Origin of the sequence: Lachnobacterium bovis DSM 14045 (assembly GCF_900107245.1) — a bacterium.
GTDB lineage: Bacteria > Bacillota > Clostridia > Lachnospirales > Lachnospiraceae > Roseburia > Roseburia bovis.
Genome location: NZ_FNPG01000016.1, coordinates 31,764 through 56,855 on the forward strand (window position 1 = coordinate 31,764; position 25,092 = coordinate 56,855).

General features: G+C 31.5%; 19 protein-coding genes. 17 read left to right on the forward strand and 2 right to left on the reverse strand.

Going from position 1 to position 25,092, the window contains the following annotated elements; all coding sequences use genetic code 11:
• The first annotated feature begins 146 nt into the window (after window positions 1-146).
• Both ilvB and ilvN read left to right on the forward strand, forming a co-directional pair.
• Complete coding sequence (gene ilvB, locus BLV79_RS07170; RefSeq protein WP_074717540.1) at window positions 147-1,868, forward strand: biosynthetic-type acetolactate synthase large subunit; 1,722 nt, start codon at window positions 147-149, stop codon at window positions 1,866-1,868.
• A 53-nt stretch (window positions 1,869-1,921) separates the two neighbouring features.
• The gene (gene ilvN, locus BLV79_RS07175; protein ID WP_074717542.1) at window positions 1,922-2,443 is read left to right on the forward strand and encodes an acetolactate synthase small subunit; all 522 of its coding nucleotides are present in this window, start codon (window positions 1,922-1,924) and stop codon (window positions 2,441-2,443) included.
• A 163-nt stretch (window positions 2,444-2,606) separates the two neighbouring features.
• Here ilvN and BLV79_RS07180 read toward each other — a convergent pair whose 3' ends face one another.
• Complete coding sequence (locus tag BLV79_RS07180; protein ID WP_074717544.1) at window positions 2,607-3,116, reverse strand: flavin reductase family protein; 510 nt, start codon at window positions 3,114-3,116, stop codon at window positions 2,607-2,609.
• A gap of 149 nt (window positions 3,117-3,265) precedes the next feature.
• Here BLV79_RS07180 and BLV79_RS07185 point away from each other — a divergent pair, with 149 nt between their 5' ends.
• From BLV79_RS07185 to BLV79_RS07205, 5 genes are all read left to right on the forward strand, one after another.
• A complete protein-coding gene (locus BLV79_RS07185) occupies window positions 3,266-4,696 on the forward strand; it encodes an MATE family efflux transporter (RefSeq protein ID WP_200795888.1) in 1,431 nt (476 codons plus the stop codon).
• Between the two features lie 163 nt (window positions 4,697-4,859).
• A complete protein-coding gene (locus BLV79_RS07190; RefSeq protein ID WP_074717546.1) occupies window positions 4,860-6,050 on the forward strand; it encodes a pyridoxal phosphate-dependent aminotransferase in 1,191 nt (396 codons plus the stop codon).
• Between the two features lie 73 nt (window positions 6,051-6,123).
• Complete coding sequence (recJ, locus tag BLV79_RS07195; RefSeq protein ID WP_074717548.1) at window positions 6,124-7,893, forward strand: single-stranded-DNA-specific exonuclease RecJ; 1,770 nt, start codon at window positions 6,124-6,126, stop codon at window positions 7,891-7,893.
• Window positions 7,894-7,981: 88 nt separating this feature from the next.
• Window positions 7,982-8,932: a hypothetical protein gene (locus BLV79_RS07200; protein WP_074717550.1), complete on the forward strand. Its 951-nt coding sequence runs from the start codon at window positions 7,982-7,984 to the stop codon at window positions 8,930-8,932.
• A gap of 21 nt (window positions 8,933-8,953) precedes the next feature.
• Window positions 8,954-9,898: an alpha/beta fold hydrolase gene (locus tag BLV79_RS07205; RefSeq protein ID WP_083354494.1), complete on the forward strand. Its 945-nt coding sequence runs from the start codon at window positions 8,954-8,956 to the stop codon at window positions 9,896-9,898.
• Window positions 9,899-10,041: 143 nt separating this feature from the next.
• On the opposite strand, the gene BLV79_RS07210 is transcribed toward BLV79_RS07205, so the two are convergent.
• Window positions 10,042-10,710, reverse strand: a complete 669-nt coding sequence (locus BLV79_RS07210) for a phosphatase PAP2 family protein (protein WP_083354495.1) — start codon at window positions 10,708-10,710, stop codon at window positions 10,042-10,044.
• 319 nt (window positions 10,711-11,029) lie between these two features.
• Here BLV79_RS07210 and BLV79_RS07215 point away from each other — a divergent pair, with 319 nt between their 5' ends.
• The 10 genes from BLV79_RS07215 (at window position 11,030) to clpB (ending at window position 24,827) form a co-directional block, all read left to right on the forward strand.
• Window positions 11,030-12,646 (forward strand): L,D-transpeptidase family protein, encoded by a 1,617-nt coding sequence (locus BLV79_RS07215; protein WP_083354496.1) that lies wholly within the window; start codon window positions 11,030-11,032, stop codon window positions 12,644-12,646.
• A 502-nt stretch (window positions 12,647-13,148) separates the two neighbouring features.
• Window positions 13,149-15,797, forward strand: coding sequence for a valine--tRNA ligase (locus BLV79_RS07220; protein ID WP_074717554.1), 2,649 nt, complete (start codon window positions 13,149-13,151; stop codon window positions 15,795-15,797).
• 204 nt (window positions 15,798-16,001) lie between these two features.
• Window positions 16,002-17,402 (forward strand): FapA family protein, encoded by a 1,401-nt coding sequence (locus BLV79_RS07225; protein WP_074717557.1) that lies wholly within the window; start codon window positions 16,002-16,004, stop codon window positions 17,400-17,402.
• 245 nt (window positions 17,403-17,647) lie between these two features.
• On the forward strand, window positions 17,648-17,791 hold the full coding sequence (locus tag BLV79_RS12885; RefSeq protein WP_173334742.1) for a hypothetical protein: 144 nt from the start codon (window positions 17,648-17,650) through the stop codon (window positions 17,789-17,791).
• Window positions 17,792-17,809: 18 nt separating this feature from the next.
• The gene (locus tag BLV79_RS07230; protein WP_074717559.1) at window positions 17,810-19,258 is read left to right on the forward strand and encodes a tetratricopeptide repeat protein; all 1,449 of its coding nucleotides are present in this window, start codon (window positions 17,810-17,812) and stop codon (window positions 19,256-19,258) included.
• 236 nt (window positions 19,259-19,494) lie between these two features.
• Entirely contained in the window at window positions 19,495-19,956 is a 462-nt protein-coding gene (locus tag BLV79_RS07235; protein WP_074717561.1) for a hypothetical protein, read from the forward strand.
• Window positions 19,957-20,089: 133 nt separating this feature from the next.
• Window positions 20,090-21,166, forward strand: a complete 1,077-nt coding sequence (locus BLV79_RS07240; RefSeq protein ID WP_143470230.1) for a peptide ABC transporter permease — start codon at window positions 20,090-20,092, stop codon at window positions 21,164-21,166.
• Window positions 21,163-21,822 carry an ABC transporter ATP-binding protein gene (locus BLV79_RS07245; RefSeq protein WP_022749885.1) on the forward strand — a complete coding sequence of 220 codons (660 nt, stop codon included), beginning with the start codon at window positions 21,163-21,165 and terminating at the stop codon, window positions 21,820-21,822. The genes BLV79_RS07240 and BLV79_RS07245 overlap by 4 nt, the downstream gene beginning before the upstream one ends.
• Before the next feature lie 4 nt (window positions 21,823-21,826).
• Complete coding sequence (locus BLV79_RS12745) at window positions 21,827-21,982, forward strand: hypothetical protein (protein WP_159429334.1); 156 nt, start codon at window positions 21,827-21,829, stop codon at window positions 21,980-21,982.
• Window positions 21,983-22,244: 262 nt separating this feature from the next.
• Complete coding sequence (gene clpB / locus BLV79_RS07250) at window positions 22,245-24,827, forward strand: ATP-dependent chaperone ClpB (protein WP_074717565.1); 2,583 nt, start codon at window positions 22,245-22,247, stop codon at window positions 24,825-24,827.
• Window positions 24,828-25,092 lie beyond the last annotated feature (265 nt).

Consider the following 25,092-nt stretch of genomic DNA (forward strand, 5'->3'; position numbering starts at 1 on the left):
GTAAAATTAAATAATTCTTCATTGTAAATATAGATAAAATTATAAAAATGTACGAAATATAATTATAATAAATAAAAGTGGAGTTAAGGGTTAAAACATAATTATAGAATAATTATAAAAAGTGTTATGAGAAAGAAGGGAAAAAAATGGATATCGCAGGCAGAAAATTATTTGTCAAAGCATTAAATGAGGAGAAAGTGGATACAGTTTTCGGTTATCCAGGTGGCATGGTCACGGATTTATTTGATGAATTATATAAACAAGATAAAATAAAAGTAGTTCTACCACGTCATGAACAAGGTTTAATTTTTGAAGCAGAAGGCTATGCTAAGGCAAGTGGCAAAACTGGAGTAGTATTAGTAACTAGTGGACCAGGTGCTACAAATATAGTTACAGGTTTAGCAGATGCTTATTATGATAATGTTCCGCTAGTATGTTTTACTGGTCAGGTATCATGCAATCTTATTGGTAATGATGCTTTTCAGGAAGTTGATATAGTGGGCATGGCAAGAAGCGTAACTAAGTATAGTATAACTGTAAAGGACAGACAATCTTTAGGTAGAATAATTAAAATGGCATTTCATATTGCAAGAACAGGCAAGCCAGGTCCAGTTCTAATTGATATTCCCAAAGATATACAAAATAAATCAGGTAATCCAGAATATCCGGAAAAAGTTGATATTCGAGGATATAAACCAAATAATTCAGTTCACGTTGGCCAGTTAAAAAAGGCGTATAAGTTATTGAAAAATGCAAAAAAACCACTAATTTTAGCAGGTGGCGGGGTAATATTATCAGGTGCTCAAAATGAATTTAAAAGTTTTGTTGAAAAAATGAATATTCCAGTTGCAACTACAATTATGGCAAAAGGTGTATTGCCAACAGGTCATCCTCTATATATAGGAAACGGAGGATTGCATGGAAAGTATGCTGTAAATTTAGCTATAAGTGAATGTGATGTTCTTTTTTCAATAGGAACACGTTTTAATGATAGAATAACAGGTGATTTAAGTGAATTTGCGCCTAAAGCTAAGATTGTTCATGTAGATATAGATACTGCTTCTATCTCAAGAAACGTTGTTGTGGATGTTCCTATAGTATCCGATGCTAAACGTGCACTTGTTAAGCTAAACGAGTGGGCTGAAAAAATGGATACTGAGCAGTGGAAAAAAGAAATATTTGAGTGGGAAAAAGAATATCCTCTTGAAATGAAACGAGACAAGGGAATGACTCCTCAAATTATAATGGAACATATTAATGCTAATTTTGAGGATGCAATTTATGTAACAGACGTAGGTCAGCATCAAATGTGGGCAACACAATATCTGGATATGGATTATAAGAATAAACTGATAACTTCGGGAGGCCTTGGAACTATGGGATTTGGGCTACCAGCAGCGATTGGAGCTAAGATTGCGGCACCTAGGAGAGAAGTAGTTTGTATTACGGGTGACGGTGGATTTCAAATGAATATTCAGGAACTTGCAACAGCAGTAGTTCAGCAATCCCCTGTTATTATTTGTCTTTTCAATAATCAATATCTTGGAATGGTTAGACAAATGCAGCAGTTATTCTATGGAAAACGTTATGCAGCAACTTGTTTGAGAAGACGTGTAACTTGTCCAAAAAATTGTAAGGGCCCAAATGAAAAATGTCCACCATATACACCTGATTTTGTAAGGTTGGCAGAAAGTTACGGAATTAAAGGTATTCGTGTAGAAAATGAGAGCGAAATAGATGCAGCTTTTGAAGAAGCAAAAAGTAATAAAAAAATGCCAACAATTATAGAGTTTATTATTGCATCGGATGAATTGGTTTTACCAATGGTTAAGCCAGGAAAACCAGTCAATGATATGATTATAAATTAGACCAGATATGTTGACAAAAAGCTAAAGTAAGAACGAAGATAGGAGTGGGGGAAATGAACAAAATTATAGATAGAACCCTAAAAGATAGATGGATATCATTACATGTTGAAAACCAGGTTGGTGTATTAGCCAAGGTTTCAGGTTTATTTTCAGGAAAAGCATACAACTTGCAATCGCTTACAGTAGGAACAACAGAAGATGAAACTGTATCGAGAATGACAATTTGCGTAAAAAGTGATGATGTGACGTTTGAGCAGATAAAAAAACAATTGAATAGAATGGTTGAAGTTATAAAAGTTGTAGATTTGACAGATTTAGCAATTCATATGAAAGAAGTGATGTTTGTTAAAGTCTTTGAACTAAATTCAATTGATAAACAAGAAGCTTTTAATATTGCAAGAGTTTTTTCGGCGGATGTTGTAGATATTGGAAAAGATAGTGTAATGATAGAATGCAAGCTAACAACTCATAAAAATAACGAATTGATTGCGCTTTTAAAGAAAAAATTTCACAGAATTGAAGTTGTTAGAGGCGGGGCTGTTGCAATAGAATCAATAAGTACAGCATGTAAATAATATGCTACAGTCACAAGTAATGACAGTGTGAAAAATAAGTACAACAAAAAAATAGGCGGACAACTTGGATGCGTTTTGTGTGATATGTATAGAACGCATCCGTTTGTGTACGCCATGATTTATAGTCAAGAGGATAATCCTACCTTGCTATGTTTTAAATCTTTTATCTAGCCATTGTTTCTAGAATTTCTCCAATATACATTGTGTGCATATCGTTGTCAGAATAGAATTTCTTTTTTAATCCCTTATCGCATAATTGTTCCTCAGTAATTGGAACAGCTGCCATTTTTTTACAGATTAAAACTAAATTAGCTTCATCTGGGAATGGGATTCCGTGTTTTGAAGAAAGTGTTAAATTAGCTTCATCAAATTTATTAACATCCCTACCTGAATGAGAGCCACAATAGTTAAGAGCATCTCTATAACTTTCATCGAAAAAGGCAATTGAAAAAACATCGCCGTTGTCTATAAATTCTTTAGTATAACGTGAATCTCTGATGAAAATGAATGCGGCATTTTTACCCCACATTACTCCAAGACCGCCCCAACTTACAGTCATACAGTTAGCTTCGTGTTTGCTACCTGCTGTAACAAGAGCCCATTCCTTACCAATTTTATTGAAAGGATTTAAATCATCTATCTCGTTAATTGAAAAAGGTTGAAAAGTATGCATAAATATTCCCTCACTTATTGTTTTTATTAAATCTTAACATATATCGGCAAAATAATAAAGCACGTGAGAAATACTAAGTAGTTTTTATAAAAATAATTTTTGTGTTATAATATGTCTACTGTATTGAAGAAATAAGAGAGGTTATTAACATGGAAAAAACTGATGAAAATATTAGAATAATGGATGAAAAAGAAATATTTCAATATGAAAAATTAATTTTAACGCCAATTAAAGAATTAGTTCCTAAATTAGCGATTCCAACAGTAATAAGCATGATGATTACAATGATTTATAATCTGGTGGACGCTTTTTTTGTTGGAAAAATCGGAACAAGCGCAAGCGCATCAACCGGAATATTACTTAGTGTTCAGGCTATTTTCCAGGCAGTTGGATTCATGTTTGGTCATGGTAGCGGTAGCAATATTAGTGTTCAACTTGGTATGGGAAAAAAGAAAGAAGCAAATAAAATTGCGGCATTAGGTTTTTTCTCAGCAATGGTAATAAGCGTGATACCTATGATTTTGGGCCTGATTTATATAGATCAACTTATGAGAGCACTTGGAAGTACTGAAACGATTCTTCCCTATGCAAGAAGTTATGGTTTTTATATATTGATTTCAGGGCCAGCATTAACTCTTTCGTGTGTATTAAATAATATCATGAGATATGAAGGAAAAGCTTTTTTTGCAATGATAGGTCTTGTATCAGGCGGTGTAATAAATATGTTTTTTGATCCAATATTAATGTTTGGTTTAAATATGGGAATCAATGGTGCGGGACTTTCGACTGCTATCTCACAATACATAAGTTTAGGAATACTATACTATATGTTTTTCTCAAAAAAGACAATAACCGAGATAAAGTTTTTAAATCTTGAGTGGAATGTAGTTAGATTTTTTAGAATTATAAAAAACGGATTACCAAGTTTGATTCGTCAATCATTGAATAGTATTTCTACTATGGCACTTAACATTTGCGCAATGCCATATGGCGACTCGGCTATAGCTGCGATGGCGATAGTTGGTCGTGTTGCGATGTTTATTGGCTCAACAATGGTTGGAATCGGACAAGGATTTCAGCCGGTTTCAGCTTTTAATTATGGAGCAAAAAAATATACAAGAATTCGAAAAGCGTTTTGGTTTACATTTATCATTGGAGAAACAGTGTTAGGAATTATGGCAATAGTTGGAATGTTTTTTCCAGGAGAAATTGTTAGAGCCTTTAGAGATGACGATAGTGTTGTAAGAATTGGAAGAATTGCACTTATGTATCAGTGCGTTGCAATAATTGTACAACCAATGGGAATTGTTACAAATATGCTTTTTCAAAGTATAGGAAAGAGTAAAATTGCATCATTTACTGCCTCACTTCGAACTGGTTTATGTTACATACCTACGATTATTATTTTGCCAAAGTTTTTAGGAATTACTGGAGTAGAGTGCTCTCAGATGATTTCAGATATTTTGACTACATTGATTTGCTTGCCGTTTACGATAGTGTTTTTAGCTAAACTTCCAAGAGAAGATGAAGAAGTGGAATTAGATAGGCAATATATCGAGTCGAAAAAAGTAGAAAAATAATACATTAAAAAATTTATATGTAAATTGGCTCTAAAAATGTATTATAATAAATAAAGCGATAAAGAGTGCAAAATGAATAGGTTAAAAAGCAGAAATCCAAAATGCAGAAATAAAATCAAAAAGTTCAAAATACAATTAATTTTATGTAAGGAGATTTAGTTATATGTTATTTAATGAAAAAATGTATGAATTAGGAAGTAAAAGATCAGTAATAAGGGAATTATTTGAGTATGGAAAAGAACAGGCTAAAACAGTTGGAGCAGAGAATGTATATGATTTTTCAATCGGAAATCCAACTGTTGAGGCCCCTTCAATAGTAAATGAAACAATAAGAGAACTTACAATGACAAAAAGTTCGATAGAACTTCACGGATATACATCAGCACAAGGTGATGAGGAAACACGTCAAGCTATAGCGGATTATCTTAATAAAACATATCAGACCAATTTTAAAAGTGATAATTTTTATATGACTGTTGGAGCAGCTGCTTCGCTTAGCATTTGTTTTAATGCATTAACAGCTTCAGAAAATGATGAATTTATTGTAATTGCACCTTTTTTCCCAGAATATAAAGTTTTTGTAGAAGGTGCAGGGGCTAAATTAGTTGTTGTTTCAGCAGATGAAGAACACTTCCAGATTAAGTTTGATGAATTAGAGAAGAAAATTAATAAAAATACAAAAGGAATCATCATAAATTCGCCAAACAATCCATCAGGAACTGTTTATACAGAAGAAACAATAAAAAGACTAGCTGAATTATTAAAAATAAAATCAGATGAATTGGGAACGGATATTTTTATTTTGTCAGATGAACCATATCGTGAAATAGCTTATGACGGAATTGAAGTTCCATATGTAACAAAATATTATAATAACACAATTGTTTGTTATTCATATTCTAAATCATTATCTCTTCCTGGCGAAAGAATTGGTTACATTCTTGTACCAGATGAGGTGGTTGAAAGTAAAAAGGTATATGCTGCGATTTGCGGAGCAGGAAGATCACTAGGATTTGTATGCGCACCAAGTATGTTCCAAAAAGTAATAGCTAAGTGCGTTGGTAATACTGGTGATATCAATATTTACAAGAAAAACAGAGATTTATTGTACCAAGGTTTGATGGAATTGGGCTATAAATGCCATAAGCCACAAGGTGCATTTTATCTTTTCGTGAAAATTTTAGGCGATGATGAAGAAGAATTTTGTAGAAGAGCAAAAGATTTAAATTTATTAGTAGTTGGTGCAACTGGATTTGGCTGCCCAGGTTGGGTTAGAGTTTCTTATTGCGTTGATGAAGACATGATAAGTAGATCCTTTACTGCTTTTAAGAAATTAATTGAATCATATAAATAAAAACCACGAAGCTCGGTAACTTGTTGCCGAGTTTCGTTAGCCTTAGGAAATTTTATAGGAGAAATAATAATAAATGAAAGCAAATAGTCAATGGTTTGTATATAACAAAAAAGCTGATTTTTTTGGATTGGCAAAAAAATTTAATGTAGATCCGGTAATTATCAGAGTTATGCGTAACAGAGAAGTTATTGGTGATGAAGAAATTAGAAAATATTTAACAGGTGATAGTAGCGATTTTTATGATCCTCATTTATTAAAGGATGTTGAAAAGCTGACGGATATATTGATTGAAAAATTTAAAGAAAATAAGACAATTAGAATAATCGGTGATTATGATATTGATGGTGTTATGTCATCTTATATTTTAAAAGTAGGTCTTGGGAAATTTTCAAATAAGGTTTCAGTTAGAATTCCAGATAGAAAAAAAGATGGATATGGTTTGAATATGAATTTGATTAATAGTGCGTATGAAGACGGTGTAGATACTATTATTACTTGTGATAATGGAATTGCAGCTATTGACGAAATTGCTCATGCAAAAGAGTTAAAAATGACGGTACTTGTAACAGATCATCATGAGATTCCTTACAAAATAGAAGATAATCAGAAAATAAGTTTACGAAGTGAAGCTGATGCTATAGTTAATCCACATCAAGAAGATTGCAAGTATCCTAACAAAAAGCTATGTGGTGCAGCAGTAGCATGGAAAGTGATTTGTGTTTTATATGAAAAAATGGGATTGTCAAAAGAAGAATCAGATGAGTTGATTGAAATGGCAGCTTTTGCAACTGTCGGAGATGTAATGGATTTGATAGGTGAAAATAGAATAATTGTAAAAGAAGGCCTAAAGCGAATTAAAAACACAAAGAATATTGGAATGAAGGCACTTATTGCAGCCTGCGGTATAGATATAGAGCAAATTAATGCATTTCATTTTGGATTTGTATTAGGACCATGTATAAATGCTAGTGGGCGTTTAGAAACAGCGATTCGTGCACTTGAATTGTTTTTATCGGATAATGCCTTGCAAGCAAAAACAATTGCGGAAGAATTAGTGGCTTTAAACGAAGAAAGAAAAGAACTTACTGTCAAGGGAACAGAAGAAGCCTTAGAAATAGCAAGTTCTAAAGAATATGAAAATGATACAGTACTTGTGTTATATTTGCCAAATGTTCCGGAAAGTATTGTTGGAATCATTGCTGGAAGAGTCAGAGAAAGTCAATATAAACCAGTTTTTGTGTTAACTAAAGGAGAAGAATTTGCTAAAGGTTCAGGCCGTTCAATTGAGGAATATTCGATGTTTGATGAAATGTGTAAATGTCGCGAACTATTTACAAAATTTGGTGGACACCCTATGGCAGCGGGTTTGTCAATGGAAGAATCAAAAATTGAAGAATTTAGAAAAAAAATAAATGAGATTTCCCCTTTAGAAAAAGAAAAATTAACCGAAAAAGTTCATGTAGATTTTTATATGCCTGTAGACTACGTTACTATGGATTTGGTAAGACAACTAGATGTATTAGCTCCTTTTGGAAAAGCTAACGAAAAGCCAATGTTTGTTGATAAGAATCTTAGAATCAAACGTATGATAATTATGGGAAAAAATAAAAATGTACTAAAACTATTTTTGATTTCCGAAAGTGGAAAAGAAATCACAACGATTTACTTTGGGGACATAAATGAATTCCAGGAATTTTTAATAGACAAATTTGGTGAGGAAGAAGTAAATAATGCTTTTTTTGGAAAAAATAACAAAATTCTGATTTCAATGGTTTATTATCCGACAATAAACGTTTATAATAATAGTGAGAGTTTACAATTTCAGATGCAGTATTTTCATTAATTCTAGATATAATTACTTGTTGACAAAAGTTCGTATTGCGTAAGATAATTAGCACAATTTTGAAAATAATTAATGGAGGTATGATTTAATGTTTGGAGGTAAAGAGGGGAAAAAATTATCACAAGAAGAAGCAAGCAAGTATTATAATGCAATTACAAATTTAGTTGAAGCACGAGATACATGGGGTGCCAACATGGAAGAAATGCAGTTATCTAGAGAACAGATGAGTGCAGATATTTTACAGATAAAAAATAATTCTAAAGATAATATAGATAAGGCAAACACTAACATAGAAAGTCATCAGAAAAATATCAAAAAAATAGATGATTTTACAGGTGCAATCAAATACGAGCGCATGAGAATTAATGAGTTGGTGGATGCAATGAAGAAGCAAGGATATAGTTGCGAAAAGATTGCAAAATATAGCGATAGTTATAAAGATGTATCTGATGTTTTTTCAGCAAAAAACTATGATATTGAGGAAGATAATCAGATTTGCATTGAAGAATTAAATCACATGATAAATGTGGGAAAAGAGATGGAGGTAGAAACTCTAAGTCTTGCAATTTCAGCTAGACGTAATGGTAAATTAGGTGAGAATATCTTAGATAATGTTGAAAAAGTTCGTCAATTATCTTTAAAATATGCTGATTCGGCAAGTCAGGTTAAGACTATGCTTGAAGAGATAAATAATAAACTTGATAGCATTGAAAAATTACTTCAAAAGACTGTTAAAAATGTTACTGAAAGTGGAGAGGATGCCAAAGAAGTTGCGCTTAATAATGTATACGCAACTCAGCGTTTAGAAAGCATCAAGTTTAATGAGATTATAGAATATTTAGCATCGTTAAAAGAAGCGTTAAGCATCAATAAAAAAAATGATGAGGAAATTGTAAAAACTCAAGAGAGAAGTCTGATTCAAATGGAGGACATTAATTTTGAGGTTATATACCAAAAAAATTCATCAGATGAATTGTTTGACGTAGTGAAACCTTTTTTTAATGCAGAATATAACTCATATGAAGATGACGAAAATTAGTATTAAGTGAGGGTTTTAGAAGTGAGTATTAGAAATGAATTCACATTATTATCTAATAATGGAAAAACAAAAATAAATTGTGTGGTTTGGAAACCGGAAGATGGTAGATATATCGGGGTTATCCAATTAATACACGGAATGCTAGAGTATATTGATAGATATAGTGAATTCGCGGAGTTTTTGACACAAAACGGATTCATTGTAGTTGGACATGATCAGCTTGGACATGGAAAATCAGTCGATTCTGAAAAAGAATATGGTTTTTTTGATGAAGAACGTCCAAGTAATGTTTTGATTGCAGATATCCATAATTTAAGAAATAAAATTCAGGAAGAATATAAAAATGTTCCATATTTTATGCTAGGTCATAGTATGGGATCTTACATGTTAAGAAAATATATTGCCTTGTACAATAGAAACGTTGACGGAGTAATAATAATGGGAACAGGTTTTGTTGCACCTAGGACGACACTTTCTGGCATTAAACTTACAAAGGTTATTGAAAAATTCAAAGGAAGTCATCATAGAAGTAAGATGCTTGAAAAAATGTCTTTCGGAAAGCCTTATCAAAAATTTGATAAAACTGGCGTGGATCTTTCAAATAGTTGGTTAACAAAAGATGAAGAAGTTGTAAAAAAATATTATTCAGATCCATTATGTACTTTCAAATTTACAGCGAACGGATACTTAGGCTTATTTGAAGCTGTTTTATTTAGTTGTAAGCTTGAAAATGTAGATAGAGTTCCAAAGAATATTCCATTTTTCTTTGTTTCAGGAGAAGACGATCCGGTTGGTGATTTTGGAAAAGGTGTTCGAAAAATATATGATATGTTTAATTTGACAAATCATAAAGATGTAACAATGAAATTATATAAAAATGATCGTCATGAAATTTTAAAAGAAACAGATAAAGATGTCGTTTACAAAGATATTTTAAATTGGATACAGGCACGTATTAATAATTAAGTATTTATAAGTCTTTCTAGTTCCATCTCGGAATGCTATTTACTAAAAACGTCATAGGGTTTTGTATTTTCCCTATGACGTTTTGGAACTTCTCTATGTGAGATGTCATTTATTCTTGTAGTTTTTTTATTTTTCTATGATGCTTATAGTCTTTTCCTATAATAAAACAACTCACTTGAAGTGATTTTAAATGTAAATCTATTAACAACATAAGCAAGCAAACAAGCTAGAAATACATCTATTGTTGAATGCTGTTTTATAAACATTGTTGAAAGAATGATACTTGTTGCAAGTAATCCTGAACAAAAACAAAACATTCGTTTATTTTTAAATTTATCACTTCTGATTATAGCAAAATGTATACCAATTGTATTGTAAACGTGAATACTTGGTAAAATATTGGTTGGTGTATCAGACGAGTAAATCGCTTGGCATAATGCTGTAAAAATATTATGATGAGCGAAATAAACAGGTCTTAAAAACTGTCCGTTCGGATAAATCACAGAGCAAATCAAAAAAATAGTCATGCCAGTAAATAAAAATCCGCAAAGATTATAATGTATTTTTTTATCGGTAAGCGCAAAAAAAGTAACTCCCCATCCAACATAAAAAAACCATAAAATATATGGAATTACGAAATATTCGCAAAATGGAATCATATCATCAATAGGTGTATGAATGATGTGAAAGTGGGTAGTTATATTGGCTTCAATAAAATTAAAACATACCAAATATGGTATAAAATAAAGTAAAATCAATAAATGTTTAACTTTAGCATATCCAATTTGTGCATAATGTTTAACTGTTGTCATTGAATCATCCTTCATAAAATTATATTTTATATAGTTTCATATTATTATAACATAAAAACTCTTTAAATAAACAATATTTTTTTTATATAAAAAAAATATAAAAAAAAATAAAATTATTATAATTTTTATTCTTCACAAAACAAAAATATTACTAAAATTTTCCAATATTTTCAATATAGAAATGGAAAATGTAAAAGAAATGTAATATTTTTACATTTCTTGACTTTTAAATTCCTATTTGTATAATAGAAATTGCTTGTGTTTAACATGAAATTAAAAAAATAACAATAAATAGCGAACAGGAAAAGAGAGGATTTGTATGTTTAACAAAATTAAGGAAAACAAAAAAATCCTATATAGTTTAATCGGTGGAATCGCGTTTCTATTGATTGTTTATATAGGCGGTGGAATTTATTTTTCAAAACATTTTTGCCCAGGAACAACCATTAACGGAAGGAATGTTGCGGGCTATTCAGAAGAAAAAGTTAAAAAAATGATGATGTCAAATATTGACAACTATGAATTAACATTAGTTACTCGTGAAAAAAAGGAAGAAAAAATCAAGGGTAAACAATTTGATTTAAAACAGGATTGGGATGACGGCGTTAAAAAATTGCTTGAAAAACAAAATGGTTTTACATGGGTCGCTAAGTTGTTTACAGGAGATAAGTTATCTACAGCAACTTTAATAAGTTATGATAAAGACAAGCTAGAAAAATCATTAGAGTCTTTGGTTTGTATGAAAAAAGAAAACCAAAAAGAACCAGTAGATGCCAGAATTTCTGAGTACGTACCAGGAAAAGGATTTACAGTATTAGCAGAAGAAAATGGTAACACTATTGAAAGTGATAAGCTTTTAAAAGAAGTTGAAGAAACAGTTAAGAAAACAGCAGATTCAATTGACCTAGAAAAAGCAAAGGTTTACAAAGAACCAAAAATCAGAAAAGAAGACAAAAAATTAAAAACTTCTGTCGAAAAATTAAACAAATGTGCTAAATCTAAGGTTACATTAAAATCAGGAAGTCAGGAAGAGGTTATTGATTTAAATGTTTTTAAAGATTGGCTTACAGTAGATGAAGATGAAAATCCATCAGTAGATAATACAAAGTTAACTAATTATGTTAACGAACTTTACAAGAAATACACTACTTTTGGAAAAGCAAAACAGCTTAGAACTTCATATGGTCCAACAGTTACAATTGGTAACAGTCATTATGGTTGGAAAGTTGATAAAACTGCAGAGCTAAAACAGTTAAAAGAAGATATTTTATCAGGAAAAAATGTAACAAGAGATTTAACATATTCGGTAAAGGCAGCAAGCCATGATGGAAATGATTATGGTAATTCTTATGTTGAGATTAATTTAACTGCTCAGAGATTGTTTGTAATAAAAGATGGTGCAAAAGTATTTGAGTCAGATATTGTAACTGGTAACATTTCAAAAGGAAATGGCACACCAGCAGGTGTATTCGGTGTTACATATGCTACACGAGATGCTGTTTTAAAAGGTGATAACTATGAATCTCACGTAAACTATTGGATGCCATTTAATGGTAATATCGGTATGCATGATGCTACATGGAGAAATAAGTTCGGTGGAGTTATTTATAAAACAAGTGGTTCGCACGGATGTGTTAACTTACCTTTAAGTTCAGCACAAACAGTGTTTGGATATGTTTCAAAAGGATTTCCTGTTTTAGTATATGAACTTCCTGGAACTGAAAGAGGTTTATCAGCAGCAGATCAGGCAAAAGTAAATGATGTAATTAATTCAATTAATGCGATTGGACAAGTTACATTGCAGTCAGAACCAGCAATTGTAGCTGCAAGAGCTAAATACGAAGCTTTACCAGCACAGGCAAAAGGATCAGTAACTAATTATGCTACATTACAGGCAGCTGAGACCACATTAGCTGGCTTAAAACAACCACACTAATTTGAGATTATGTTGTTATGAACATAATATGCTGAAGAATAATCTGCAAAACAGGCCAGTGTATTAATTCAACCAAATAATAAAAATTAGTTGACAAAAATCAATTACAACGGTAACATATAAATTAACGATATTAAAAATGACGAATATATAAAAGGTAATGATAAAGAGGAGTACATAAGTGATGACTTTATAGAGAATAGCATTCACCGGCTGAGAGATGCTTAAGTATAGCTTATGGAAGGTAGCTTTTGAACCGAGAATCTGAATTGATAGTAAGATTTTACGAGTGATCTACGTTATAAGATTAAGAGATGCATCAAATAAATGATTTTGATTTTTTTGAAATCTATTTTGTAGTTTTTTTAAATTTGATATTTGATGTAACAAAGGTGGTACCGCGATAATTCGCCCTTTATACGAGAAATTGTATAGAGGGCTTTTTTTATTATTATTCTTAAGATAATTCATATATTTTTACAATACGAAAGAGAGGAACGATATGAGTAAAGAACTTAACAAGACATATGATCCAAATGATATTGAGGATCGTCTTTACAAAAAGTGGGAAGATAATGGATATTTCCATGCAGAAGTAGATAGAAGCAAGAAACCATTTACAATTGTTATGCCCCCACCAAATATTACAGGACAGTTGCATATGGGTCACGCACTTGATAACACTATGCAGGATATTTTAATTAGATATAAAAGAATGCAAGGTTACAATGCATTATGGCAACCAGGAACTGATCACGCTTCAATTGCAACAGAAGTTAAAGTTATCAAGGCATTAAAAGATCAAGGCATTGATAAAAACGATTTAACAAGAGAAGAATTCCTTGAAAAATGTTGGGAATGGCGAAAAGAATACGGCGGAAGAATCATTAAACAGCTTAAGAAAATGGGCTCTTCAGCAGATTGGGAAAGAGAACGTTTCACAATGGACGAAGGTTGTTCTAAAGCCGTTAAACATGTTTTCGTTAAATTATTTGAAAACGGATATATTTACAAAGGATCAAGAATCGTTAACTGGTGTCCAGTTTGTAAAACATCTATTTCTGATGCAGAAGTTGAACATGAAGAACAAGATGGATTTTTCTGGCACATTAATTATCCTGTAGTAGGTGAAGAAGGAAGATTCGTAGAAATCGCTACAACTCGTCCAGAGACACTTTTTGGTGATACAGCAGTTGCAGTAAATCCTAATGATGAAAGATATAAAGATATCATTGGTAAAACATTACAGCTCCCATGTACAGATAGAGAAATTCCAGTTATCGCAGATTCATACGTAGATAAAGAGTTTGGAACAGGTTGCGTTAAGATTACACCAGCTCATGACCCTAACGATTTCGAAGTTGGTAAACGTCATAACTTAGAAGAAATCGTTGTAATTAATGACGATGCTACAATGAATGCTAAAGCAGGCAAATATGCAGGAATGGATCGTTACGAATGTAGAAAAGCATTAGTAAAAGATTTAGAAGAAATGGGATTACTTGTTAAAGTTGTTCCACATTCACATAACGTAGGAACACATGATAGATGTGGTACTACAGTAGAGCCAATGATTAAAAAACAGTGGTTTGTTAAAATGGATGAATTAATTAAACCAGCAGTTGAAGGTGTAAAAAACGGAGAAATAGATTTACTTCCAAAACGTATGGATAAAACATATTTCAACTGGACAGATAATATCAGAGATTGGTGTATTTCAAGACAGTTATGGTGGGGACATCAGATTCCAGCATATTACTGTGAAGATTGTGGAGAGATGGTTGTATCTGAAGAAGAAGTTACAGTTTGTCCAAAATGTGGAAAGAAACATATGGTACAAGATCCAGATACACTAGATACTTGGTTCTCATCTGCATTATGGCCATTCTCAACATTAGGTTGGCCAGATAATACAGAAGATTTAGATTACTTCTATCCAAACGATGTATTAGTAACAGGTTATGATATTATTTTCTTCTGGGTAATCAGAATGATTTTCTCTGGATATGCACAGATGAAAGAAGCGCCATTTAAGACTGTTTTATTCCACGGCTTAGTAAGAGATTCTCAAGGTAGAAAGATGTCTAAGTCTTTAGGAAACGGTATTGATCCTCTTGAAGTAATTAGCAAGTATGGTGCAGATGCTCTTAGACTTACATTAATTACAGGAAATGCTCCTGGAAATGATATGAGATTCTATTGGGAAAGAGTTGAAGCTTCAAGAAACTTTGCTAATAAAGTTTGGAATGCATCAAGATTTATTATGATGAACCTTGATGGATTTGAAATTACAACTCCTAAGAAAGAAGATTTAAGAAGTGCTGACAAATGGATTTTATCTAAATTCAATACATTAGCTAAGGACGTTACAGAGAACTTAGATAAATTTGAATTAGGTATCGCAGTTCAGAAAGTACATGACTTTATTTGGGAAGAATTCTGTGATTGGTATATCGAAATTGCAAAAGTTCGTACATACAAAAAAGATGAAGACAAAGTATCTGCAAATGCTGCATTATGGACATTAAAGAAAGTATTAATTGATTCACTTAAATTATTACATCCATATATGCCATTTATTACAGAAGAAATATTCTGTACAATTCAGTCGGAAGAAGAAACAATCATGCTTTCAAAATGGCCTGAATACAATGAAGAGTATAATTTCCCTGCTGAAGAAGAAGCAATCGAACGTTGCAAAGATCTTGTAAAAGGAATTAGAAATGTAAGAACTCAGATGGAAGTTCCACCATCAAGAAAGGCAAAAATCATTGTTGTTTCTGAAAATGAAGCTGTAGAAAAAATCTTCGAAGATAATAAAGAAGTATACGTTAATCTTGCATTTGCAAGTGAAATCGTAGTTCAAAACAACAAAGAAGGTGTTGCAGAAGATGCGGTATCAGTTGTTATTCCAGATGCTACAGTATACTTACCACTTGAAGATTTAGTTGATTTTGAAAAAGAAAAAGAAAGACTTAATAAAGAAAAAGAAAAATTAGCTAAAGAGCTTAAACGTTCAAAAGGTATGCTTTCAAATGAAAAATTTGTTAACAATGCAAAACCTGAGAAAGTTCAAGAGGAAAGAGACAAATTAGCTAAATATGAGCAGATGATGGCCCAGGTTGAAGAACGTCTTTCACAGATGAAATAAGTATTTGTAAAAAATAAATAATTTTAAGACGGAGATAATTAATCATAGATGATAAATCTTAAAAAATGATTGTCTCCGTCTTTTTTATTGAGTTTATGAATTAAGCTTTACTATTCTATAATTTTGTCCGAAAAAATAAGTAAGGTGCTGTGGATATACTTAAAGCAACTGATAACCAATAGATAGTGGGGAGCAAAAAAGCATATGGCAGATGTAAAAGCAAAAAAAGATAGAAAAAAACCAGTAATAAGAGTTTCATATAATGAAATGGAAGCTTTTATGATGCTTCCAATGCTTGAAGAAGATGACGAACCATATACCTTAGAAGAAATATATGCAGCAATAGATAGAGCAGGTGTGAAAAGTGGTTTAAAAACAGATTTGTTAGAACAGATTGTAAAAGATCAATCCTGTGGTTATGAACATCTTATAGCAGAAGGTGAAGAAGCCGTCGATGGTATTGACGGTTATTTTGAATATAATTTTAATACAGATTTGAATAGACGCCCAACTATTAGACCGGATGGTTCCGTTGATTATTGGAGTATTCATCTAGTAGAAATAGTAGAAGAAGGCCAGGTAGTTGCAATGTATCATGAACCAATCCAGGGCAGTAACGGCATGTCTGTAAAAGGTAAATTAAGAAAAGCAAAAAGAGGAAGACCATTACCTCCACTTAAAGGAAAAGGATTTAACAGATCGGAAGATAATTTAGTATACACTTCACAGATGGATGGAAAGATAGACATGAAGAATGGAAGAATAAATATTGTTCCAGTGTATGAGGTGTATGGAAATGCAGATTTATCTACAGGAAATATAGATTTTAATGGTGATGTTATAGTTCATGGAAACGTAACAACAGGTGTCAGTATTAAGGCACAGGGAAGTGTTACAGTCGATGGTGTAGTTGAAGCAAGTTCGATAGAAGCTAATACGGATATTGTTTTAAGAGGTGGTGTACTCGGGAAAAAAAGAGGAAAAGTAATGGCTAAAGGTTGCATATATGCTAAATTTTTTGAGTATGTCAATGTAGAAGCTTGTGGATTTATAGAAGCGGATTCTTTTTTAGATTGCAATGTATATTGTGAAGATGAGATTAAACTTAATGGAAAGAAAGGAAGTATAATAGGCGGAAGAATAGAAGCTATTAAAGGAATAACAGCCAACTGTCTAGGAAATGACAGTTATAAAAAGACAGCTGTGCAAGTTGGTATGGGAATCGAATTGCTAAAGCGAGTTAATAATGCAGAGAATGAATTGCAAGAAGTTCAGTCAATAGTTGACAAGCTTACCGAAGGAATAAAACAATTTGATGAACTTGGTAAAGAAAAAAATATAGATGTAAAAAAAGATGAACGTCGAGTAGCTTTAGTAAGAGCAAAAATCGCTAAAACTGCTGATTTAAATGTCTCTAAAGAAAAAGTAGAATACGTTCACAAACTCCTCGAAAAAGCAAAAGGAGCGGATATTAAAATCACTAAAAAAGTTTATCCTGGTTCAACAGTTTCAATAGATAGTCTGGTGATTGTTGTAAAAGATGAACAAAACGGAGTTAATTTTGTGATAAATGAAGAGAACAATCTAGTTATGTATCCGTTGTAGAGATAAAACATTTTTACTCAATTTGGATATATCTAAGAATTTGTATGAAATCTTAAAATTTCATAAAAAAATATTTGGAATAATTGCGCCACTATATTATAATAAATATAGTGGCTTTTTTTTGAGCCATTATTTGTGTGTTGTAATTTAAGAATTACTTAATATAAATAGACTCATAAAAGAATATATTTTTAAATATAAATCAGGTGGTTTTTGATACTATCATAGAATATTCGGAGGATAAAATGATTAAATTAGAAGAAGAATTAAAAAACTTTCAACCAAGCTTAGAAGTAGATGAAGTTGAGGATGCAATACAGAATCATGATTTAACAGATGTTGCTGACATTATTACAGATATTTTGTTGGAAGCCAAAGATAATAAATAAAGAAAAAGAGGTAAAGACATGATTTGTTATAAATGCAGAAAAGAAGTCGAAAATGCAAAGGTTTGTCCAAATTGCGGTGCAGATCTTAAGATTTTTTATAAAGTAAAGAATTTATCAAATGTCTACTACAACGATGCTTTAGAAAAGGCAAACGCAAGAGATTTATCTGGAGCAGTTGTAAGTTTAAGAAATAGTTTGAAATTTAACAAATATAATATTAATGCTAGAAATTTGTTGGGCTTGGTTTATTTTGAATTAGGTGAGTTTGTAGATGCTTTATGTGAATGGGTAATCAGTAAGAATTATCAGAGCGAAGATAACCTTGCCAATAAATATTTAGAAGAAATTCAAGAGAATCAAGGTAGATTAGAGACAATCAATCACACAATTAAAAAATATAATCAGGCTTACAGTTTATGCGTGGAAGGTAATTATGATATGGCTGCCATTCAGCTTAAAAAGCTAATTACAATGGATTATAAGATGATAAAGTCATTCCAGTTACTTGCGCTTGTATATATCAAGGAAGGAAAATTCGATCAAGCTAAGAAAGTTTTACGTGAGGCTCAAAAAATCGATACAGATAATCCTTTAATATCAAGATATATTAAATTAGTTATTAAAGAACTTAAGAAAAGACCTAGAGTTAAGAAACAATCAAATGATACAATTTCTTACATGGAAGGAAATGATGAAATCATTCGTCCAAAGAGATTTCAGTATTATTCAGTAGGTAGTTCTATATTATATTTAATTATGGGATTATTTATTGGAACATTAGCAGCAGCATTTTTACTTTTACCAAATGCGCAAAAAAATGCTAATACAGAGGCTAATCAGAAATTAAAATCATCAAATGAGACGGTTTCGATGAAAGAAGGGGAAATAACTTCTTTAAAAGCTAAAGTAAAAGAGTTAGAAGGCAAGTTAAAAACAGATGGTTCGACTGCTGATCAGATGCAGAACACAAAGAACACATACGAGGCATTATTAAATGCATATGTTATGTATATAGGAAAAGATTATGTGGGTTCGGGTGATTTATTAGCATCAATTGATACTAAATATTTGTCAGAAAACGCCGTAAATACATATAATACAATAAATGCTCAGATTAGTGACTCTTATATGAATACACTTTTTGCACAAGGAACTGCTTCATACAAGAAGAGTGATTATCAGGGAGCAATTACAAGTTTATTAAAAGTAGTAAATAAGGATCAGGCATATAAAGCAGGAGATGCAGCATTTTATCTTGCACAAGCTTATGCAAAAGCAGGAGATATTGCATCTGCACAAAAATATTATCAGTATATTGTAGATTCATTCCCAGCAACTAAGAAAGCTACAACTGCTAAGAACTTCCTTATGACTCATCCAGCGGCTCCACAGCCAGCAGCAGATCCAAATGCACAGCAACAGCAAGCGGATCCAAACGCACAGCAACAACAACCTGTAACACAATAGGTTTGTGATTTATAGATATTTATATAAAAGTATATTATTGAAATGAAGGACTTTGTTTGGCGCTAGTCAAAGAAGTCCTTTTTTATAAGCTCTTTGTCAAGAGTTGGGGAATGTATAAAAAATTCAAACTAAAATATTGACTTTCTAATATAAATGATTAAAATCTAAAGTGTAGGGAAAAATAAAGGAAAACTATATTAGGAGGTAATAGTTATGAAGGGTTTAAAAAAAAGAATATGAAGAATAAAAAAGAAGTAACTAAATCTTTATTTCGAAAAGTTGATATAGTTGAATTAGGGTGTGCATATATAGCAGTTTTTTTTACTGAAACTTTCATTTGCTATATGAAAAATTTACATTTAAATCTAGCGCAGAGAGAAATTGCAGAGCAGATTATATCACATAAGGTATTGATAGAGTTACTTCTTTCTCTTTTGGTAGTAGTGTTTCATTATCAGTTTTTGGTTAGAAAAAAAACTGAGATATTTTGTAGAATTTTAGTAGGAGATACAATGAGAGAAATGACTGTACGGTACTTGAAAGACTGTATGAGAATATTAGGAAGCACATTTCTAGTTTGTGTTTTGGTGAAGTTTGTTTTTATGCTAGATTTGAGAGGAAGTTATTATTTGTTGTGTCTTTTCATGTTATTCATTTTAATAAGTTTAAGTCAGGTGCATAGATATGAAAAATTTTAGTTTTTTTATAAAAAAGATCTTTTTAAAGAGGTGGATTTTAAGTCTAACGTTGATATTTTTCTTGTTATCAGCAAATTTTTTGATTTTTACAGCAGTTCGTTCTTTATTTTTAACAAGGGGTGGCTATGATGAAATGAGTAGGTTAAATAAGAATGGAATTTTTGTCTCCAATCTTGATCCTAGTAGTGCGGGGGTTGATGTAACATCAGTTGAACCAAAGAGAGTAAATGGAGTCTATGATTATATAGATAAAAATTTCAAATATGCATTGCATAATGAAGGGGATTTAATAACTATCCCAAATGATAAATCAATGGATGTTCCGTTAGTGTATATGAATAAAGAATATTATGATTTAAATGGTTTAAAGTCAAAAGTTGGTAAAAAGCTTTATTTTGATTATAGATTAAAGAGTGATAAAATACCTGTTTTTGTTGGTGCAGGTCTTAGTAAGAATTATCCGATAGGTGCGGAGATAAAAACTGAAATTCCAGCGTTAGGTCGTAAAGTTACACTTAAAGTGCAGGGAATATTGAAAAAGAATGAGTGTCATGCAAATTATTATGCACTTAATTCAATGAGTTATTATAATTACTCAATAATTATTCCTATTAATAAAGAATTCTTTATGAAAGCTAATTCAGCATTTAAAGTTGATACTATACTTGAAACCATAATTATTAATGGTTCTAAGGAGAGTGTTTCTAATTTAAGCAAGGAAATTCATGATGAATGGAAGATAAAAGTTAATTTCTATAGTCAAAAGGAAAATAACGAATTTTTTGAAGACTATTATTTATATAGAATGAGATTGATTGTAATTTTGACAATTATTTTTCTTGCTATTATTATTGGAGTTTCAATATGGAATGCAGTAGTGTGTGTAAGATTAATGAAAAAAGATTTTACAATTAATTTATTAGTAGGAATGAGTTATAAAGAATTGAAAAAGATTTTGTATAAATCATTTGCTATAATTTTCACATTGAATATCTTGGTTGTTTCGGTTCACTCGGCAATGTGTAGAGTTATTGCTTGGAAAAGCAAGAATGCATTGGTAGTGTCATATGGCTTTCTAGGCTTAGCTAGTAATGAGTGGCTAGGAGTGTTAGCAATGATTTTAGTAGATAGTTTAATTGGAGTTATTATAGTGGAGTGTATAGTTAAAAGAATCAAAAAGATTCCTATATCGTTGGGAGTAATGCAATGAGTAGAGTAATAGAATTAGAGATTAAAGAAAAAAAATTTAAAAATGAATCATTATCGAGTTTAGAAAATTTTAAACTTGAGGTTAATGAAGGTGAAAAAATTGCAATTATTGGAGAATCAGGTGTTGGGAAAAGTACTTTGCTTAACATCATTGGATTATTAGATGGTGATTTTAGTGGAGAATATAATATATTTGGTTTATCACGTAAAGAAATGTGTGATAAAGAGTTAGCGAGTTTCAGAAATAATAAAATTGGTTTTGTGCTTCAAGAGTCAGCGCTGATAGATACATTGTCAATTGAAGAAAACATAAAACTTCCATTGTGTTATGCTGATAACGAGCAAAAACAGTTTACGTTACAGGATTTTGAAAAAATCACAAAAGCAATAAGAATAGAGAATATTCTAAAGAAGAAGCCTTTAGGTTGTTCTGGAGGAGAAAGAGCTAGAGCAGTACTTGCTAGAGGGCTGATTATGAAACCAAAAATTATTTTAGCAGATGAGCCAACAGCATCTTTGGATGAAGATAATAAAGAAAGAATAGTAGAATTACTTTTCAAAATGAATAAAAAGTATAATACTACAATAATTACAGTTACTCATGATTTAGAAGTGGCTAAACGCCATGACAGAATCATTAAGTTAGAAAGGAGATAATGAAATGGGATTTTGGGTTATGATAGGTTCACTATTATTAGGAATTTTTGCTATTAGTTTTGGAGCCAATAATATCAAAAAAACAAAGTGGTCTAAAGCGTTAATAGCAGTAGGTGGATTATTTGTTTTAGCGGCAGTTGTTTTGGCTTTACCAAAATAATGAAGTTTTAAGAATGAAAAGGTATGTTAACAGTAACATAAATACATATTTTCAAATTGTCTTAAATAGATGGATGCTAAGTTGTATTATTGTACAGCTTGCATCCATTTTTTCACTTAAATAGAAAATGATATATAAAATAAATAATCTGAACAAATTAGCACTCACCACTTGACAGTGCTAACAGATAGTGCTACATTAATAATAAGAAAAGGAAATATTTTTTTATGATTAGTTTTTAAGTTAGGAGGCAAGGTGCTTTATGAATATTCAAAAGTTTACACAAAAGTCGGTAGAAGCAATTAATGATTGTGAGAAGTTAGCTTATGAATATGGTAACCAAGAGATAGAACAAGAGCATTTACTTGTTGCTCTAGTGCAACAAAATGACGGAATCATCCCTAGGCTAATCGAAAAAATGGAAATAGATAAAGACTCATTTTTACAGGCAGCAAAGGATGCTTTATCAAAGAGAGTTAAAGTTTCGGGCGGCAACGTTTATATGGGACAATATCTTAATAAGGTACTTATAAGTGCAGAAGATGAAGCCAAGAGAATGGGGGACGAGTATGTTTCTGTAGAGCATTTGTTTTTATCAATGCTTAAGAAACCTAGCCGTACAATCAAAGAGATATTTAGAGAATATCAAATAACTAAGGATAAATTTTTAAAAGCATTAGAGAGTGTAAGAGGTAACCATAGAGTGACAACAGATAACCCAGAGGCAACATATGATACTTTAGATAAATATGGATATGATATGGTTGAAAGAGCCAAAGACCAGAAGTTAGATCCAGTTATTGGTAGAGATTCAGAGATTAGAAATGTAATCAGAATTCTTTCCAGAAAAACAAAAAACAATCCTGTTTTAATAGGTGAACCAGGTGTAGGTAAGACGGCAGTAGTCGAAGGCTTAGCACAAAGAATTGCAAGAGGTGATGTACCAGAAGGACTTAAGAATAAAAAGCTTTTTTCACTTGATATGGGTTCTTTAATTGCTGGTGCCAAATACAGAGGTGAGTTTGAAGAAAGGCTAAAGGCTGTACTTGAAGATGTAAAATCATCGGAAGGCGAGATTATACTTTTCATAGATGAGTTACATACAATAGTTGGAGCAGGTAAGACGGATGGAGCGATGGATGCAGGCCAGTTGTTAAAACCAATGCTTGCTAGAGGTGAATTACACTGTATTGGTGCTACAACTTTAGATGAATATAGAGAATACATTGAGAAAGATGCAGCTCTTGAAAGACGTTTCCAACCTGTAATGGTTTCAGAGCCAACTGTGGAAGATACGATTTCTATTTTGCGTGGATTGAAAGAAAGATATGAAGTTTTCCATGGTGTAAAAATAACAGATTCAGCTTTGGTATCTGCAGCAGTTTTGTCAAACAGATACATAAGTGATAGATTTTTACCAGATAAGGCAATTGATTTAGTTGATGAAGCTTGTGCTCTAATTAAAACAGAGATAGATTCAATGCCAGCTGAGTTAGATGAACTTAATAGAAAAGTTATGCAGTTGCAAATTGAAGAAACTGCTCTAAAAAAAGAAAAAGACAGTTTGAGCATTAACAGATTAGCAAATTTGCAGAAGGAATTAGCAGAGTTGCTAGACCAGTTTAATGTAAAAAAGGCTCAGTGGTATAATGAAAAGAATTCATTAGAAAAAGTTCATAAATTAAGAGAAAAACTTGAGAGTACTAAAAAGGAAATCACAAATGCACAGCAAAACTATGATTTGAATAAAGCTGCAGAATTACAGTATGGTGTTTTGCCACAACTTCAAAAAGAATTAGATGAAGAAGAAGAAAAGTTAAAGAATAAAGACTTATCATTAGTTCATGAAAGTGTAAGTGATGAAGAAATAGCAAAGATTATTTCTAGATGGACAAATATTCCTGTTGAAAAATTAACAGAGAGTGAAAGAAACAAAACACTACATTTAGATAAAGTTTTACATGAAAGAGTAATTGGTCAGGATGAAGGAGTAACGAAAGTTACAGAAGCGATAATTCGTTCAAAAGCTGGAATCAAAGATCCTACTAAACCAATTGGTTCATTTTTCTTCTTAGGACCAACAGGTGTAGGTAAAACAGAACTTGCAAAAGCGTTAGCAGAGGCTTTATTTGATGATGAACAAAACATGATACGACTAGATATGAGTGAATACATGGAGAAGTATTCAGTGTCTAGACTTATTGGAGCACCTCCAGGATACGTAGGATATGATGAAGGAGGTCAGTTAACAGAAGCTGTTAGACGTAAACCATATTCAGTTGTACTTTTTGATGAAGTAGAGAAGGCGCACCCAGATGTGTTTAACATCTTATTACAGGTGCTTGATGACGGAAGAATTACAGATTCTCAGGGCAGAACGGTTGATTTTAAAAATACAATCATTATTATGACAAGTAACCTTGGTTCGCAGGAAATACTTGCGGGTATTGATGAAGACGGCAAGATAACTCCTGACGTCAAAAAGCAGGTAAAAGAAGAATTAAGAATGCATTTTAGACCAGAGTTTTTGAATAGGCTTGACGAAATTATTATGTTTAAACCACTTTCTAAAGCAAATATCAATAATATTATTGATTTACTTATGGCTGATTTAAATAAGAGATTGTATTCTAAAGAAATCTCGGTTGAATTGACACAAGCTGCAAGAAACAATATCGTAGAAGGCGGTTATGATCCGATGTATGGAGCACGTCCACTTAAGAGATATATTTTGAAGTATGTTGAGACAATTTCAGCCAAACTTATTTTAGCAGATAAAGTTAAACCACAAGATAAGATAATAATTGATGTTGATGAAAATGGAGAACTTTGTGGCAGGGTTTAGTAATGTAACAAGGGCATGAATGTAACAAAAGTATATATGTAACAAAAGTATAAAGGATGTATCTTTTTTGTAGGAGATACATCCTTTTGTGTTATAATTCTTTATTAGTAGGTATTTAAAATTTTGATTTTATATTATGAATTTGATATAACATTATTTAATAATACTTATAAGAAAGATATATATCAAAATGCACACTAATAGTCAGAAAAATATTAGATTTTTAGTACACTATGTAGAAATGATAACTTTAGTATTGTAAAGT

Bases quoted from the DNA above. Each gene is read 5' to 3' on its own strand.
- BLV79_RS12885 (WP_173334742.1), top strand. From the start codon at position 17,648: ATGATTAAATTAGAAGAAGAATTAAAAAACTTTCAACCAAGCTTAGAA.
- BLV79_RS07180 (WP_074717544.1), bottom strand. From the start codon at position 3,116: ATGCATACTTTTCAACCTTTTTCAATTAACGAGATAGATGATTTAAAT.
- BLV79_RS07240 (WP_143470230.1), top strand. From the start codon at position 20,090: ATGAGTAGGTTAAATAAGAATGGAATTTTTGTCTCCAATCTTGATCCT.
- BLV79_RS07235 (WP_074717561.1), top strand. From the start codon at position 19,495: ATGAAGAATAAAAAAGAAGTAACTAAATCTTTATTTCGAAAAGTTGAT.
- BLV79_RS07245 (WP_022749885.1), top strand. From the start codon at position 21,163: ATGAGTAGAGTAATAGAATTAGAGATTAAAGAAAAAAAATTTAAAAAT.
- BLV79_RS07200 (WP_074717550.1), top strand. From the start codon at position 7,982: ATGTTTGGAGGTAAAGAGGGGAAAAAATTATCACAAGAAGAAGCAAGC.
- recJ (WP_074717548.1), top strand. From the start codon at position 6,124: ATGAAAGCAAATAGTCAATGGTTTGTATATAACAAAAAAGCTGATTTT.
- clpB (WP_074717565.1), top strand. From the start codon at position 22,245: ATGAATATTCAAAAGTTTACACAAAAGTCGGTAGAAGCAATTAATGAT.
- BLV79_RS07190 (WP_074717546.1), top strand. From the start codon at position 4,860: ATGTTATTTAATGAAAAAATGTATGAATTAGGAAGTAAAAGATCAGTA.
- BLV79_RS07220 (WP_074717554.1), top strand. From the start codon at position 13,149: ATGAGTAAAGAACTTAACAAGACATATGATCCAAATGATATTGAGGAT.
- ilvN (WP_074717542.1), top strand. From the start codon at position 1,922: ATGAACAAAATTATAGATAGAACCCTAAAAGATAGATGGATATCATTA.
- BLV79_RS07230 (WP_074717559.1), top strand. From the start codon at position 17,810: ATGATTTGTTATAAATGCAGAAAAGAAGTCGAAAATGCAAAGGTTTGT.
- BLV79_RS07210 (WP_083354495.1), bottom strand. From the start codon at position 10,710: ATGACAACAGTTAAACATTATGCACAAATTGGATATGCTAAAGTTAAA.
- BLV79_RS07215 (WP_083354496.1), top strand. From the start codon at position 11,030: ATGTTTAACAAAATTAAGGAAAACAAAAAAATCCTATATAGTTTAATC.
- BLV79_RS07185 (WP_200795888.1), top strand. From the start codon at position 3,266: ATGGAAAAAACTGATGAAAATATTAGAATAATGGATGAAAAAGAAATA.
- BLV79_RS07225 (WP_074717557.1), top strand. From the start codon at position 16,002: ATGGCAGATGTAAAAGCAAAAAAAGATAGAAAAAAACCAGTAATAAGA.
- BLV79_RS12745 (WP_159429334.1), top strand. From the start codon at position 21,827: ATGGGATTTTGGGTTATGATAGGTTCACTATTATTAGGAATTTTTGCT.
- ilvB (WP_074717540.1), top strand. From the start codon at position 147: ATGGATATCGCAGGCAGAAAATTATTTGTCAAAGCATTAAATGAGGAG.